Consider the following 14417-nt stretch of genomic DNA (forward strand, 5'->3'; position numbering starts at 1 on the left):
GCGCAAGCCGGGCATTTTTTGTTTGGTTTCGTAGGGTGGGTTAGCGAAGCGTAACCCGCCATCTTTTCACCAGACAGCGGCGGCGGGTTACGCTTCGCTAACCCGCCCTACGTATCCACACCCTACTGCTTCTCGATTCCCGCGTCGGCGATCAGCTTCTCCCACAGCACGAGCTGCTCCTTCAGAAACGCCTCGAACTCTTCCGGCGTGCCCGAGAACGCCTCCATGCCGCGCTCGGCGAGCTGGTTCTTGATATCCGGCCGCTCGATCACCTTGCGGATTTCCGCGTTCAGCTTGGTCACCATGTCCTTTGGCATGTTGGCCGGGCCGAGCCAGCCCTGCCATGAGGTGATGTCAAAGCCCTTCACGGTCTCGTCCATGGTCGGCAAGTGCGGCAGCAGCGCCGATTTGCGCTTGGTGGTGACGGCGAGCGCCTTCAGCGCCTTGGCGTTGACATGCGGCAGGCCGGTCGGCACGTCGATGAACATCATGGAGACGCGGCCGGCGATCACGTCGGTCAGCGCCGGCGGCGAGCTCTTGTAGGGCACGTGCAACAGGTCGATGCCGGCGAGCCGCGCAAACGTCGCGCCGGAGACGATCGCCGATGACGAGCCGCTGGCGTAGGAATATTTGCCCGGGTCCTTCTTGGCGAGCGCGATCAGTTCGGCGACCGAGTTGGCGGGGACATCCGGGTGAATCACCAGCATGAAGGGCAGATCGCCGGTGCGTGCGATCGGCGTGAAATCCTTCATGGGATCGTAGGTCATGTTCTTCAGCAGATACGGATTTGCCGAATGGGTCGTGTTGGTCGTGACGAACAGCGTGTAGCCGTCCGCCGGCGAGCGGGCGACGTAACTCGCGGCAATGGAGCCGTTGGCGCCGGCCTTGTTGTCGATCACCATGCTGACGCCGAGCGCGGTGCCGACTTCCTTGCCGATCAGCCGCGTCGTGGTGTCGGTGCCGCTACCGGCCGCGAATGGCAGCACCAGGGTGATGTTGCGGTTGGGGTAGGGCGCTTGTGCGGAGGCGGCGGAAGCCAGTCCCCAAACCAGCGGCGCAATAGCCGCAGCGCGCAAAAAATGCCTGAAAAACGCGATCATCAATTCTCTTCTCCCGGGATGCTGTTCTGATTGGCCGGGAAACTAGCCGTTCCCGATCGTGAGTGGAAGCTGACTTATCGAGGGAAACTCGACGAAACCGAACGATGGTCATTGCTCGTCCATGTAGCTATCACATCAGAAAGGCTGCACCGGCGAACATCAAATGCGGCTTGACCCATGCTAAAGTGCTGGATGTCAGCCTTTACTCATATTAACCTCCAGTTGATTAGCGTTAGGGGGCGTGGCGTGGGCGAGGTCAAAGTCGAGCCACTGACGAGACAGCTTGTCGTGGTCCATTTGTCGGACGTCCATTTTGGCGATCACCACCGTTTCTCGCCCGGGAAAGCAGTAGGCGCAGGCAATCTGCCGAAAGCGGGCCACCCAACGCTCGCCGACAGCTTGCTCAGAGACCTCGCCGTGGCCGATCCAGATTGCCCCGTCATCGTATGTATTACTGGGGATTTGGTCGAGACCGGCACTGCCCGCGAACTTCGCCATGCGGCGGACTTGATCAAGCAGTTGGCCGCGTCGGATATCTTAGGGCGTCCGCGCGGACTCGAAAACATCTTCGTCGTGCCGGGCAATCATGATCTCTGTTTCGCTGAAGAGGTCGCAGAAGATCGTTGGGCTCCGTGGACCGCGTTTCACAATCGTGCATTTGGTAAAACGGCCGACTCTCAAGATCCGGCTAGCAGGTTTTCATTTCACAACCGCATAGCGGATCTCGGCGCGGTCATTCTTTGTCTCAATTCCGCTGAATATGTTCAGAAGGACACTCCTGAGGCAAAGCGCGGAACAATCGATCAGTTCCAGCTGACAAGAATCAAAGAGTTTCTAAAAAGCATCCCTGCCAAGGATTTGGACTCCGCGATCCGAATCGCCTTGATCCATCATCACCCGGTTTTGATCCCAGGCCTCGCCGAAAGCGAACAAGGGTACGATGCCGTGAGTAATGCGGGATATCTGTTGAATGAACTCCGAACATTCGGATTTCATCTCGTTCTGCACGGTCACAAGCATACGCCTTACCATTTTTCCGAGGACAGCTTTACGGCATTTCGGGAAGAGAACAGCCCTCCAATTCTGATTGTGGCCGGGGGATCGGTAAGCAGCAAGGAAATCCGGGGAAGCGGACAGAATTGCTACAATCGGCTCGCTATCAAGTGGAATCCGGAGGCCCGTCAGGGTCGCATACATCTGTCGACCAGGTCCCTGAAGATTGAAGACAGGGGCAGGGAAATCTTGCCGGGAGAATGGGTGTGGACCGACAAATTGATTGATGACCGGCAATATCTGGGCGGGCCTCGAGCGCCGCAAACGTTTGCCGCCGCCTCGCGCAAATTCTCCGACGGAGAAGACGGGGCTGATGAGGTCATTCGAAAAAGGCGCTACGCGGAACTTCGCCTGAACATGCCCGTTTGCGAAGTGATGCCTTCGCTGCTTCCAGGTCAGCATAACGAGGTGAGGCTGTGGATCGAGCCTCACCGGCCCGAACATCAGAAAGACGAGGACAAGCCGCTGCGGGCAATCTGGTCGGCTGGCAATCTGCACGAGGTAATCGCTGTAAGTCGCGAGCAAGATGAACGATACTGCGCTACCATGAACTATTACGGGCCGATGCTTGTGCAGGTCAGGCTTGAGTTCAGCGACGGGGAATATGCCCACGGCCACGTCTACGCTCGGATGCCCGTTGCGTATCAACGACCCGATCGGACGATCGATATTGGATGAGGTCACCATGAAAATCTATGTGTCGGGTCCACCGGTTTCCGCCTTGGAGCAGGGAGTTACGCATAGCGCCGTCATCTACAAGGCGATTTTGAAGAAGTTCGGTGCCGAGCACGATGTCTCGCTTCCGATCAGGACACCTGAACTGGACATACTGGGTGCCAAGGATTTCTTTGCAGCGATAAGCAAGAAAATCGGCGCGGCCGAAGCGGTCATAACCGTCATTGAAAAAGGGGACCAGTCAACGCCTGCCGAGGCGACCATAGCCTCACTGACGGGAAGGCCCCAATATATTCTGGAAATCGACAGTGCCCCGCGATTGCTACGAGGATTGCCCGGGGTAACTGGAGGAACGAAGGTTGCGCTTGAAAAGCTGGACGGACAACTCGATGAGGCCCTCAAACACCTGATGGCTGCACCCAAACCCAGGCTCGAGCCCGAAGCGGCCCAACCCAAGGCCGCGTGAGCACTCAAGGACGCGTGAGCAGTCAGAACCGGGCGCCGCCGGCTATACGCGTGCCGAAGCCTGCCTTGACGCGATGATGATTCCCGCCAGCACCAGCGCGTAGCCGGTCAGGTGAAACAGCTTTAGCCGTTCGCCGAGCAGCAGGATCGCCATCGCCGAGCCGAACACCGGCACCAGATGCAGGAACGGCGCGGAACGATTGGGCCCGATCAGCGCGATGCCGCGGTTGAAGAAGAGATAGGCCAGCACGGACGGGAAGATCATCACATAGAGCATCGTCACGGCCGTCAGCGCATCGGGCTTGAGCCGTATGCCGTGGAAAAATTCCCAGATCGCGAACGGAAGCAGCAGCACCGCGCCGCAGCCGATGGTGAAGGTGATCAGCGACAATTGGTGCGTCTTCGGCCGGTACGGCATCAGCGCGGAGTAGAGCCCAAAGCTCAGCACGGCGGCGCCGAACATCAGGTCGCCGCGGTTGAAATGGATCGAGGCGAGGGCCGCGAGATCGCCGCGCAGGATGATGACGAGCACGCCCGATAGCGACAGGATGATGCCGAACAATTGCGCCGGCGTCAGCCGCACGCCGAACAGCACCAGCGACCATAGCGCGACGAACAGCGGGCCGGACGACTGGATCAAGAGCGCATTGAGCGCTTCGGTATATTGCAGGGCCCAGTAGGAGATCGCGTTGTTGAAGGCAAAACCGGTCGCCGACAGCACCAGCATCAGCGGCAGTTTCGCCCGCAGCGCCGGCCAGTCCTGCTTCAGATGCGGCCAGGCGAACGGCAGCAGCATTGCGAACGCGCCGATCCAGCGCACGCAGGACAGCGTCATCGGCGGCACATGACCGGCGACGTAGCGCGCCAGCACGATGTTGCCGGCCCAGAACAGCGAGGTCAGGCTGAGCAGCAGATAAGGCTGGTTGTTGAGCCAGCGGACCGGGGATCGGGAAGGCGAAGACAATTGCGGCCAGTGTGTGAAGACCTCCGCAAATTGCCCGAAAGCGCTGCGCAGACAAGCCGTCGCAGCGGATTGGTGCCATGCAGACGCTTTGCCTATTTCTGCGGCCCCGACAGCGAGATGTCGCGCTCGGCGCGAAACACGTTGCTGTAGAGATTGGCGATCCACTGCCGTCCGCTCGAGGTGACGTTGAGATAGCGGATCGCGGTCTGCACATGCGGCGCGACGCTGTTCCAGTAGAACTGGGGATAGAGATTGACGAGGTCGGCCGGCGAGGAATAGCCGAGCTGCCGGTTCAGTCCACCTTCCTCGAACTCGTGGTAGAGCGCATTGGCCTTGCGGATGTAGTGGGGATCCCCCAACTGGCCGATCAGATCGGCGGCGCGCAACAGCGCTGCCTCCTCGTCGGATTCCTCGTTCTCGCTGGGAAAGCTGGAGGGAAAGCGCGTGCCCTCGACGGCGCGCGCGATCCGCCGCTTGTCGAGGCCGGGAATGCCCTCGATCCGCTCCATCACATACATTTTCGAACGGTCGACATGATACGGCATCAAGGCCGCGTCCGACGAGCCGCGCGGCAGCGTCACTTTCTTCCCCGACGGATCGACCAGATAGCCGTCCTTGTCGTCTTCCGCGAACAGCCCGCGGACATAGCCGATGTCATGGGTCAGGCAGGCGATGATGGCGTGTGCATAGTCTTCAGCCGGCATGTGCGTATGCAGCGCGCGGCCGCGCAAGATGTCGTGACCGGCCAGCGTTACCAGCATGGTGTGCTCGACATTGTGGTAGAGCGCGTCGCTGTTGCCGATGCATTCGATCGCGATGCGCGCGATCGAGGGCACCATCTCCACCAGATGCGTATGCGAGGTGCCGAACCGCCGCCGCATATAGGTGGCCAGGAATTTGCCGAGCGCGTCGGCCGCCAGTTCCGGAACGGTGATCATTGAAATGTGCCCTGAACCTCGCGTGCGGCCCGGCAATGTCGGGTCGCACATCGTTTCAGGATAGCGGTCCCGTGTGACATAATCGTTGCGGCCGATGCGCGGAGGCGCGGACGGCCCTCTCAAGGAGCCGTCATGGGCGTGGAATTGCTGAATATCCGGGGCCTCGAAAAGCTGGATCGCCAGAATCCGGTCGTGATGGTCAATTTGATGCGCTTTCGCGCGCGTTCGCTCGACGGCGACGGCTCCGGCTGGGACGCTTACTTGCGCTACAGCGCGCTGACCGTGCCGATGATCAAGGCGCGCGGCGGTACGCTGTTGTGGACGGGCGAAGCCAGGGCGGTCGCGCTCGGCGAACAGGCCGGCAATGAGTGGGATTATCTGGCGCTGGTGTATTATCCTTCCGTCAATGCCTTCCTCGACATGATGACGTCGGCCGATTACGAGACCCAATGCGATCCGCACCGCAAGAACGGCTGCGAGGACCATGTGATCATCGCCACCACGGAGGCGTACAGCAAGTTCAAGATCGGCTAGGCTTGTGCAATAATTTCGGCGCCGGCCTCACGGCCGCGCAGCAATAACAAGGGGGTCCCCAATGCGCCTACGCAACGCGTCGATACTCGCTGCCTTCGCGGTCCTGGTTTCCAGCGCGGCTCACGCCCAGCAGGCCCAGGTGGAGAAACCGACGGCCGAACTCGCCGCGCAGGTGCGCACGCAAGGTTTTACCTGCGACAAGACCGTGGGCGCAGTCCGGGACAAGAAGCGCTCCAGGCCCGACTATGCGGTCTGGGTCCTCATCTGCAACAACGCCGTCTACCGCGTCAGCCGCGCGCCCGACATGCTGGCGAAGATCGAGCCGATTCAGCGGTAGGCATCGCTATCTCTCCAACGTCGTCCCGGCGAAAGCCGGGACCCATACGCCGCGGCGCGTGTTGTCGAAGCGAGATGTGAGACGACTTTCTTTGAACTAACCGCGCCCTGTGGTTATGGATCCCGGCTTTCGCCGGGACGACGCGGGGAGGGAGCGTGCCTCAAAACTTCCGCACCAGATCCGGCGTAATCTCCGCAAGACTCCGGATCCCCATCAGCGCCAGATCGCGGTCGATCTCGTCATGCAGCAGCGTGATCGCGCGCTCCACTGCGGGCTGGCCGCCCACCACAGCCGCATAGAGGAACGGCCGGCCGACGAACACGAAATGCGCGCCCAGCGCCAAGGCCTTGATCACGTCGGTGCCGCGGCGGATGCCGCCGTCGACCATGATTGTCATGCCCCTGGCTTCGGCCGCGATCTCGGGGAGCGTGCGCAGGCCGGCAAAGGTGTAGTCGAGCTGGCGGCCGGCATGGTTGGAGACCAGCACGCCGTCGACGCCGCTTTCGCGCGCGATTTTGGCATCCTGCGGCGAAATCAGCCCCTTTACGACCAGCTTGCCCTTCCAGCGCTTGCGGATCAGCTCGACATGTTTCCAGGCGAGCTGGTCGCGCGCGCCGATATTGCGCATCAAATTCTTCGACAGCACCGGCGGGCCTGCGGACGCGTCCATGTTCTCGAATCTCGGCATGCCGTGGCTGACCACGGTGCGCGCAAAGATGTTGAGCAGCCAGTCCGGATGGGTCGCGATATCCCACGCCACGCGCGGGGTGATCTTCATCGGCGTCTGAAAGCCGTTGCGGATGTTGTTCTCGCGGTTCGGCGGCACCGGCACGTCGGCGGTGACGACAAAGGTGTCGAACCCGGCCGCCGCGACGCGATCGACCAGCGGCTCGATTCGTTCAGGCATGCCGGCCAGATACGCCTGATACCAGGCCGCGGGATTTTCCTTGATGACATCTTCGAGCTTGATCAGCGACGCTGCGCTCAAAATCATCGGCACGTTCAGCGCCTTGGCGGCGCGCGCATAAACGATGTCGCCGCGATAGGCGCACAGCGCGGACGAGCCCATCGGCGGAATACCGAACGGCGAAGCGTAGCTCTTGCCGAACAGCGTCGCGGTCTGGTTGCGCAGCGAGACATCGTTGAGCACGCGTGGCACAAAACCGTATTCGTCGAGCGCCCTTCGATTGTCGCGCAAGGCCGCGTCGTTCTCCGCGCCCCCGGAAATGTAGCCATAGAGGAATTTTGGCAAAATCCTTCGCGCGGTCGCCTCGAAATCGTCGAGGCACAGATAGCGCCGAAGAGCGCGCGGCACCGTGCTCTGCGGGCGGACCATGGTCGGCGAGGGCGCTTCTACCGCGGAAGTCTTGTCGAGCACGTCGGGCGTTCCTCTATCTGTTCTTGGACTGTTATTGGGCGGCCAAAGCCACCTGGGCACGCATGCTAGCGCGCCGGCGCGCCGCTGCCAAACCGGCTCTCCCGGATGGACTTGCTGAGATCGTTCAGCATCTTTCGGCCGTCATTGATGAAGGCATCCGACTTCTTGTCAAAACTCTCGACCAGCTCGCGCAGCGAGATCACGGTCGGCAGCAGCTCGCCGCCATATTTGTCGCTGCCGAGGCTCTTCAGAAAAGCCTCGGTCTTGGCAAAGCCGTCATCGACGGAGGTGACGCCGGCCACCGCCGAGTCGACGATGGCCGTGAGCCGCTCGCCATTGGTCGAGAGCGAGGCGGTAAAGGTCTCGAAATTCCGCAGCGTGTCCTTTACCGAGTCCTCGTTCTCGGCGATCACCCGGTCGACGTTGCGCAGCGCGGCGCGGATCTTTTCCTGCGTGTTCAGCATCCCTTCGGGATCGGCTGAGAGCACGGGGATGCCGTCGGCATCGAGCGGGGGCGGCGGGCCGTCGATCGTGCCGCCGGTGAAGGAGATCGCGGCAATCCCGGTCAGGCCCTGGAATTCCAGTCCGACCTGGGTGTCCTTGCGCACCGGTGCGGCGTTATCAATCATCATGAACGCCACCACCCGCCTGGGATGGTCGAGCTTCAGCGAGGTCACCTGGCCGATCCGGACGCCGGCGAAATTCACGCTGCTGCCCTTGCGCAGGCCCGAGGCCGAGCCTTCGAACACCACGCGGAACGGCACCTGTTTCTTGATGCCGGCAATCTTCTGGTAGCCGAGCCAGGCGCCGAACGAGCCGCCAATGATCGCCAGCGCGAGCGTTCCGATCAGCAGATTGGTGGCCCGGAATTTCATGCGGGGTTCCAGCGGTCGACCGTGCAAGGATTAGCCGATTTGTTCGGTCAAGTCACCGCGCACCGGGAGCGCTTTCGGTGGCTTTCATCCTTCGAGACGCAGGCTTCGCCTGCTCCTCAGGATGAGGTCCAAGACCCTCATGAGGTCTAAGACCCTCATGGTGAGGAGCGCGGCAACGCCGCGCGTCTCGAACCACGAGGCCCGATTCTCTTACGGCTTTCGCGACGCCACGAACACGCCGGTCAGCACCAGTGCAAAGCCGACGAGATCGAACAGGTGCGGCCGCTCGCCGAGGAAGACGAACGCCATCACCGCGCCGAACACCGGAACCAGATGGAAGAACGGCGCCGCCCGGTTGGCGCCGATCAACTGCACGCCGCGATTGAAGCAGAGATAGGCCAGCGTCGAGGGGAACACCGCGACATAGAACAGCGAGAGGATGTTCGCTCTGCTGAGCTCCATCGCCGGCCGCGAGACCAGTTCCCACACGAACAACGGCACCAGCGCCGCCGCGCCGGCCCCGAACGTGAACGCGACAAAGGACAGGCCGTGGATCGCCGGCCGCTTCAGCGTCAGCACCGAATAGAGCCCGAACACGAACATCGCGATCAGGAAGATGATGTCGCCGCGCTTGAACTGGATGTTCTCGAGCGCTGAGAAATCGCCATGCAGCAGGATCGTCAGCACGCCGCACATCGACAGCAAAATGCCGAACGCCTGCGCCAGCGTCAGGCGGACGCCAAGCAGCACCAGCGACCAGATCGCCACGAACAGCGGCCCGGTCGGCTGGAGCAGCAGCGTGTTGAGCGCCTCGGTGTGCTCGAGCGCCCAGTACTGCATCGTATTGAACGCGCTGATGCCGGTGACCGACAGGATGATCATGATGCCGAGCTTGCCGCGGATCGCGCCCCAGTCGCGCACCAGGTGTTTCCAGGCGAACGGCAGCACCAGCAGGAAGGCAACGAACCAGCGCAGGAACGACAGCGTCACCGGCGGAATGTGCCCGGCCGCGATTTTTCCGACGATCGCATTGCCGGCCCAACACATCGCCGTGATCGACAGCAGGATGTAGGGCTGGTTGGCGATCCAGCTACTGGAGGCTGCGTTTTCCTGCGGCGGATTGGAGACGGACATTCGCGAAGCTCGATGGATGATGCCGCGTCACAGACACGGAATTTGCGCGTCCATCAATGGCGCAGATGCATCGCCTCCATGCACGCCGTCATCCTCGCATCTCACTTCGTCATGGCCGGGCTTGACCCGGCCATCCACATCTTGCTTTCGTGCAACAAGGAAAGGCGTGGATGCCCGGGTCAAGCCCGGGCATGACGACGAGAAACCTCTACGCCGTCAGCGCATGCGCGTGTGCGCCGGCGGCGATTGCCGCATCGTTCGGATCGAGCTCGAGCTGCAATCCGCGCTGGCCGCCATTGACGAACACGGTCATGTTGGAAAGCGCCGCCTGCTCGATCGCGACCGGCACCTTCTTCTTCTGGCCGAACGGCGAGATGCCGCCGACATGATAGCCGGTGATCCGCTCGGCATCGGCCGGGCGCATCATGTTGGCCGACTTGCCGCCGAGCGCGGCGGCCAGCTTCTTCATGCTGACCTCGCAATCCGAGGGCACCACGACGCAGACAGGCGCGCCGTCAACTTCCGCCATCAGCGTCTTGAGCACCCGGTGCGGCTCGACGCCGAGGGCTTCCGCCGCCTGTAGGCCGATGCCGCCGCCGGCCGCCGTGGAATCGTAGACGTAAGTATGAATCTTGAAGGCGATGCCGAGCTTCCTGAGCACGAGCGTCGCCGGCGTCGATTTTGGCATCTAAAGGCCTGTCCTAAACCTTACCTTTTAGTCATCCGACACAATAAATTTTCCGGGGATATCAATGGCTTGGACCCTCCCCGGAAGGCCCGAAAAGCCCCGTTCTTGCTTGCGTCGGCCACCCGCTTCCTTTATCCGGATGGGTGCCCTGATGCGAACGGCCCCGGCCGTGATTTCGGCTGGGCACGCTAAATCAATGATCCGCAGCGATCGGACCTTTTTTCCACCGGGATCATGCGCTGATCTTCTCGAGTTGCAAGGGATTGGACTTTCGAAATGGCCAATGTTGTCGTCGTCGGCGCCCAGTGGGGCGACGAAGGGAAGGGCAAGATCGTCGACTGGTTATCGGAGCAGGCCGACATCGTCGTGCGCTTCCAGGGCGGCCACAATGCCGGCCACACGCTGGTCATCAACGGCAACACCTACAAGCTGGCGCTGCTGCCCTCCGGCGTGCTGCGGCCGTCAAAACTCGCCGTCATCGGCAATGGCGTGGTGTTCGATCCGCAGGCGTTCCTTGACGAGGTCGAGCGGCTGAAAGGGCAGGGCGTCGCGGTCGGCCCCGATAACTTGCGCATCGCCGAGAACGTCACGCTGATCCTGCCGCTGCACCGCGAGCTCGATGCCTTGCGCGAGTCGGCCAGCGCGGCGACCGCGATCGGCACCACGCGCCGCGGCATCGGCCCGGCCTATGAGGACAAGGCCGGCCGCAGAGCCATCCGCCTGATGGATCTCGCCGACCCGCAGACACTGCCGCACAAGATCGAACGCCTGCTGGCGCACCACAACGCGCTGCGCCGCGGCCTCAACCTGCCGGAATTCGACGCCGGCGATATCCTGAAAGAGCTGACGGCGCTGGCGCCAAAGCTCTTGCCCTACACCGAGACGGTGTGGCGGCTGCTCGACATCAAGCGCCGCGAGGGCAAGCGCATCCTGTTCGAGGGCGCGCAGGGCGCGTTGCTCGACGTCGACCACGGCACCTATCCTTACGTCACCTCGTCCAATACGGTGGCGGCGCAGGCCGCGACCGGCTCGGGCATGGGTCCGGGTGCGGTCGGCTATGTGCTGGGCATCTGCAAGGCCTATACGACCCGGGTTGGGCTGGGGCCGTTCCCGACCGAACTGACCAACGAGATCGGCGAGGAGATCGGCCGCCGCGGCAAGGAGTTTGGCGTCAATACCGGACGCAAGCGCCGCTGCGGCTGGTTCGATGCCGCGCTCGTCCGGCAGACCGTCCGCACCTGCGGCATTCATGGCCTGGCGCTGACCAAGCTCGACATCCTGGACGGGTTTGACACCATCGAGGTCTGCACCGGCTATATGCTGGACGGCGAGGAAATCGACCATTTACCGGCTGGCGAGGGCGCGCAGGCCCGGGTAGAGCCGATCTACGAGACCATCGAGGGCTGGAAGGAGCCGACCGCCAATGCCCGGTCCTGGGCGGACCTGCCGGCCCAGGCGATCAAATATGTCCGAAGGGTGGAGGAATTGGTGGGCTGTCCCATCGCTTTGCTTTCCACAAGCCCCGAACGCGAGGATACTATCCTGGTCCAAAATCCATTTGAGGCTTAACGGGATGTTACCGGGAAGGCCGCAGTGTTGAGTCGAAATGGCTGATTACTACCCGCTGATCGCAAGAGCCATCGCCGGATTGGACCCCAGTGCTCCCGGCGAGAGCCGCCGTGCGCTCTATGAGCGGGCCCGCGCGGCGCTGATTCAGCAGCTCCGCAGCGTGCAGCCGCCGCTCAGCGAATCCGAGATCACCCGCGAGCGCCTGGCGCTGGAAGAGGCGGTCCGCAAAGTCGAATCAGAAGCCGCCCAGCGCGCCCGTGAAGCGTCCCGCTCCGGCAGCGGGCGCGAATCGTTCCGCCGTTCCAATCCGCGCCCCGCCGAGGCCGGCGGTGCGCCGGCCGCCTCGCCGCCCCCCGGATCGCCACCTCCCACATCGCCGCGCCCGCGTCCTGCCGCACCGCCGCCGCCATCGCGCGAGCAGCGTCCGCCGTTCGGCGGGGATGACAGGCCCCCGCGCAACCTCCGCCCGGATCAGCCGCCGCCCGCGCCGCGGCCGCAACCGCCGCAGCCGCACGTGTCGATGCAGGACCCGCAGCTTTCGCCGGGCCGGGGCGGCCCGCCGCGCCGTGGCGTCGACGATGGTCCTCCGCCGCCGCTCCCGCCGCAGGCCCCGGGCATGCGCGGCTTTCGCGACATCGCGGCCGATGCCGACGATCTCGGCCGCGCCGCCGCGCAGGCCAACCGCAACGCGCGCAAGACCTACGCCAATGTGCCGTCGCCCTCGCCGGAATTCGACCGGCTCGAGCCGAATCTGGAAAACCGCGGCGCCGATCCTGACGCGCCGCCTTATTCCTGGGACGATTCGATCGACGAGGGCGACCGCTACGCGGCGCCACCGCAAATGCCGCCGCCGCCGCGCTCGCGCATCGGCTCGGCCGCCGATGACGGCAGGCCAAGCAAGCGCCCGCGCACCGGCGCGGTGTTTCCGTTCAAGAGCGCGATCGCGGTCGGCATCGTCCTGATCCTGGTCGGCGCCGGCATTTTGTGGGGCAGGCCGCTCGTCAATACCGTCACCGGCATGTTCAAGTCGCAGCCGGCGGTGGTGGAGGCCCCGAAGGACCCCGCCGCCACGCCGGGCGTGCGGCCGAAAATTCCCGATCGCGTCGGCCAGCCTTCGTCGTCGGACCAGGTCGCGCCGATCGCGCAGCGCGTGGTGCTGTATGACGAGGACCCGAGCGATCCCAAGGGCAAGCAATATGTCGGCTCGGTGGTCTGGCGCACTGAACCCGTGAAGGCGTCCGGCAACCAGAAGCCTGACATTGCCGTGCGCGCCGACATCGAAATCCCCGACCGCAAGTTCAAGATGACGATGTCGTTCCGCCGCAACACCGATTCATCGCTGCCGGCGAGCCACACCGCGGAACTCACTTTCATCCTGCCGCAGGATTTCACCGGCGGCGGCGTCGGCAACGTGCCCGGCATCCTGATGAAGTCGAACGAGCAGGCGCGCGGCACGCCGCTCTCCGCGCTCGCGGTGAAGGTCACCGACGGCTTCTTCCTGGTCGGCCTGTCCAACGTCGATTCCGAACGCGCGCGCAACCTTCAGCTCCTGAAGGAACGCTCCTGGTTCGACGTGCCGCTGGTCTACGCCAACCAGCGCCGCGCCATCATCGCCATCGAAAAAGGCGCCCCCGGCGAACGCGCATTCAACGAAGCGTTCGCGGCGTGGGGGGAGTGAGCGACCGGCAGTTCCGTGGCCTTTCTCCTCGTGCAATTTTCCGCGCCGACAGACCCGCAAACCCCGTCGAAATTTCCGCAAGACCGTCGTAAGACAGGCGGTCGGATTTTGCTGTGCCCGAGAGGAGCGGCATGAAACGCTATCTGATCTTCGGCGCGATCGGTCCGCTCATCGGCGGCTTCCTGCTGCTGTTCGTCACCACCTGGACGTCGGGCTACTGGAAGCACACCGATCTCGGCGAAATCAAGAAGCTGTTCGTGGTGTTCGCCATGACGCTGCAATACGCCTATCTGTTCGGCATCGTGCCGGCGCTGATGCTGGGGGCGATCGACGACATCCTCTATCACATCAAGCGGATCGGCTGGGTGGTGCGTGTGCTGATTGTGGGCGCGCTCGGCTTTGTCGCCGCCTATATGCTCTATGGCTCGCGCGGGCCGGACACCGGCGTCGTGCAGATCATCCTGTACGGAATGGTCGGCTGGGTGCCTGCGACGCTGGCGTCGTTGCTGTCGCATAGGTTTGCGGAAGAGCACAGGCCTGCTGTTTCGGCCTAGCGACAAAGCGGAATCTTGCCCGACGTAACGCGGCAAATTGACACGAGGGGTGGGCGGGTTCTGATTTTCGGAAGTCGTGTCAAGCCCCGAGATCAAAAATATTCCGCTTGTCAATTTCGGCAAATCAGAATTATAACAACGGCACCTCATCCCCGAGGAGGGGCGTTGGCCGTCGCCACCAAACGTTGGGATGGGATGCGGTGGACGCCTCTGTTCAGCAGACGACTGGGCAAGGGCGTACGGCGAAGTCGTGTGGTCCTGGCGCCGCGACGCTGGCGTTAAGTCGGTGGCATTGTGCTGCCGGCGATGGTGACAACAAGCCCGCTCACCAGGGAGAGCGCGATATAAGCCGTAAAGCCATTGCGCAGGGGATGTCGGAGTGTTCTCCGCTCACCTGTATGCTCGTGTGCATTTTTTTGTTGCGCAAGCAGCGCACACGGGACCGCGGGTGCAGCGCGCACCCGGCATTCCCTGC

The 14417-nt window shown here is 63.0% G+C and carries 14 protein-coding genes and 1 pseudogene; 7 read left to right on the forward strand and 8 right to left on the reverse strand.

Translation table 11 applies throughout. The annotated features are described in order from the left end of the window. Positions 1 to 122: 122 nt before the first annotated feature. A complete protein-coding gene (locus JQ628_RS21250; RefSeq protein ID WP_212225078.1) occupies positions 123 to 1100 on the reverse strand; it encodes a Bug family tripartite tricarboxylate transporter substrate binding protein in 978 nt (325 codons plus the stop codon). A 246-nt stretch (positions 1101 to 1346) separates the two neighbouring features. Here JQ628_RS21250 and JQ628_RS21255 point away from each other — a divergent pair, with 246 nt between their 5' ends. Then, on the forward strand, positions 1347 to 2831 hold the full coding sequence (locus tag JQ628_RS21255) for a metallophosphoesterase family protein (RefSeq protein WP_212225080.1): 1485 nt from the start codon (positions 1347 to 1349) through the stop codon (positions 2829 to 2831). A gap of 7 nt (positions 2832 to 2838) precedes the next feature. After that, positions 2839 to 3294: a hypothetical protein gene (locus tag JQ628_RS21260; protein ID WP_212225082.1), complete on the forward strand. Its 456-nt coding sequence runs from the start codon at positions 2839 to 2841 to the stop codon at positions 3292 to 3294. 42 nt (positions 3295 to 3336) lie between these two features. Here the strand turns inward: JQ628_RS21260 and JQ628_RS21265 are convergent, their stop codons facing one another. Together JQ628_RS21265 and JQ628_RS21270 are read right to left on the reverse strand one after the other, a co-directional pair. Continuing rightward, positions 3337 to 4257 (reverse strand): DMT family transporter, encoded by a 921-nt coding sequence (locus JQ628_RS21265; RefSeq protein ID WP_212225084.1) that lies wholly within the window; start codon positions 4255 to 4257, stop codon positions 3337 to 3339. A gap of 92 nt (positions 4258 to 4349) precedes the next feature. Next, the gene (locus tag JQ628_RS21270) at positions 4350 to 5195 is read right to left on the reverse strand and encodes a metal-dependent phosphohydrolase (protein ID WP_212225085.1); all 846 of its coding nucleotides are present in this window, start codon (positions 5193 to 5195) and stop codon (positions 4350 to 4352) included. A gap of 132 nt (positions 5196 to 5327) precedes the next feature. On the opposite strand from JQ628_RS21270, the gene JQ628_RS21275 reads away from it, so the two are divergent. Both JQ628_RS21275 and JQ628_RS21280 read left to right on the forward strand, forming a co-directional pair. Then, entirely contained in the window at positions 5328 to 5729 is a 402-nt protein-coding gene (locus JQ628_RS21275) for a DUF1330 domain-containing protein (RefSeq protein WP_212225086.1), read from the forward strand. 61 nt (positions 5730 to 5790) lie between these two features. Then, on the forward strand, positions 5791 to 6066 hold the full coding sequence (locus tag JQ628_RS21280; protein WP_249128194.1) for a hypothetical protein: 276 nt from the start codon (positions 5791 to 5793) through the stop codon (positions 6064 to 6066). Between the two features lie 160 nt (positions 6067 to 6226). Here JQ628_RS21280 and JQ628_RS21285 read toward each other — a convergent pair whose 3' ends face one another. The 4 genes from JQ628_RS21285 to ybaK form a co-directional block, all read right to left on the reverse strand. After that, positions 6227 to 7381 (reverse strand): alpha-hydroxy acid oxidase, encoded by a 1155-nt coding sequence (locus JQ628_RS21285; protein WP_212225106.1) that lies wholly within the window; start codon positions 7379 to 7381, stop codon positions 6227 to 6229. 128 nt (positions 7382 to 7509) lie between these two features. Further along, entirely contained in the window at positions 7510 to 8319 is an 810-nt protein-coding gene (locus tag JQ628_RS21290; protein ID WP_212225087.1) for an MlaD family protein, read from the reverse strand. A 210-nt stretch (positions 8320 to 8529) separates the two neighbouring features. Continuing rightward, positions 8530 to 9453 carry a DMT family transporter gene (locus JQ628_RS21295; protein ID WP_212225088.1) on the reverse strand — a complete coding sequence of 308 codons (924 nt, stop codon included), beginning with the start codon at positions 9451 to 9453 and terminating at the stop codon, positions 8530 to 8532. 208 nt (positions 9454 to 9661) lie between these two features. Then, on the reverse strand, positions 9662 to 10141 hold the full coding sequence (ybaK, locus tag JQ628_RS21300) for a Cys-tRNA(Pro) deacylase (RefSeq protein WP_212225089.1): 480 nt from the start codon (positions 10139 to 10141) through the stop codon (positions 9662 to 9664). A 276-nt stretch (positions 10142 to 10417) separates the two neighbouring features. On the opposite strand from ybaK, the gene JQ628_RS21305 reads away from it, so the two are divergent. From JQ628_RS21305 to JQ628_RS21315, 3 genes are all read left to right on the forward strand, one after another. Continuing rightward, positions 10418 to 11710, forward strand: coding sequence for an adenylosuccinate synthase (locus JQ628_RS21305; protein ID WP_212225090.1), 1293 nt, complete (start codon positions 10418 to 10420; stop codon positions 11708 to 11710). 37 nt (positions 11711 to 11747) lie between these two features. Next, entirely contained in the window at positions 11748 to 13388 is a 1641-nt protein-coding gene (locus JQ628_RS21310; RefSeq protein WP_212225091.1) for a hypothetical protein, read from the forward strand. 131 nt (positions 13389 to 13519) lie between these two features. Beyond that, complete coding sequence (locus JQ628_RS21315) at positions 13520 to 13942, forward strand: DUF5413 family protein (protein ID WP_212225092.1); 423 nt, start codon at positions 13520 to 13522, stop codon at positions 13940 to 13942. Between the two features lie 278 nt (positions 13943 to 14220). On the opposite strand, the pseudogene JQ628_RS21320 reads toward JQ628_RS21315, so the two are convergent. After that, positions 14221 to 14417: pseudogene (locus tag JQ628_RS21320) on the reverse strand (hypothetical protein); the annotation flags it as partial.

It is taken from the genome of Bradyrhizobium lablabi, from assembly GCF_018129385.1.
Lineage (GTDB): Bacteria > Pseudomonadota > Alphaproteobacteria > Rhizobiales > Xanthobacteraceae > Bradyrhizobium > Bradyrhizobium lablabi_C.

Excerpts from the sequence above, each read along its gene's own strand:
- JQ628_RS21250 (WP_212225078.1), bottom strand. The coding sequence starts at position 1,100 with ATGATCGCGTTTTTCAGGCATTTTTTGCGCGCTGCGGCTATTGCGCCG.
- JQ628_RS21305 (WP_212225090.1), top strand. The coding sequence starts at position 10,418 with ATGGCCAATGTTGTCGTCGTCGGCGCCCAGTGGGGCGACGAAGGGAAG.
- JQ628_RS21290 (WP_212225087.1), bottom strand. The coding sequence starts at position 8,319 with ATGAAATTCCGGGCCACCAATCTGCTGATCGGAACGCTCGCGCTGGCG.
- JQ628_RS21270 (WP_212225085.1), bottom strand. The coding sequence starts at position 5,195 with ATGATCACCGTTCCGGAACTGGCGGCCGACGCGCTCGGCAAATTCCTG.
- JQ628_RS21275 (WP_212225086.1), top strand. The coding sequence starts at position 5,328 with ATGGGCGTGGAATTGCTGAATATCCGGGGCCTCGAAAAGCTGGATCGC.
- ybaK (WP_212225089.1), bottom strand. The coding sequence starts at position 10,141 with ATGCCAAAATCGACGCCGGCGACGCTCGTGCTCAGGAAGCTCGGCATC.
- JQ628_RS21260 (WP_212225082.1), top strand. The coding sequence starts at position 2,839 with ATGAAAATCTATGTGTCGGGTCCACCGGTTTCCGCCTTGGAGCAGGGA.
- JQ628_RS21315 (WP_212225092.1), top strand. The coding sequence starts at position 13,520 with ATGAAACGCTATCTGATCTTCGGCGCGATCGGTCCGCTCATCGGCGGC.
- JQ628_RS21295 (WP_212225088.1), bottom strand. The coding sequence starts at position 9,453 with ATGTCCGTCTCCAATCCGCCGCAGGAAAACGCAGCCTCCAGTAGCTGG.
- JQ628_RS21310 (WP_212225091.1), top strand. The coding sequence starts at position 11,748 with ATGGCTGATTACTACCCGCTGATCGCAAGAGCCATCGCCGGATTGGAC.
- JQ628_RS21280 (WP_249128194.1), top strand. The coding sequence starts at position 5,791 with ATGCGCCTACGCAACGCGTCGATACTCGCTGCCTTCGCGGTCCTGGTT.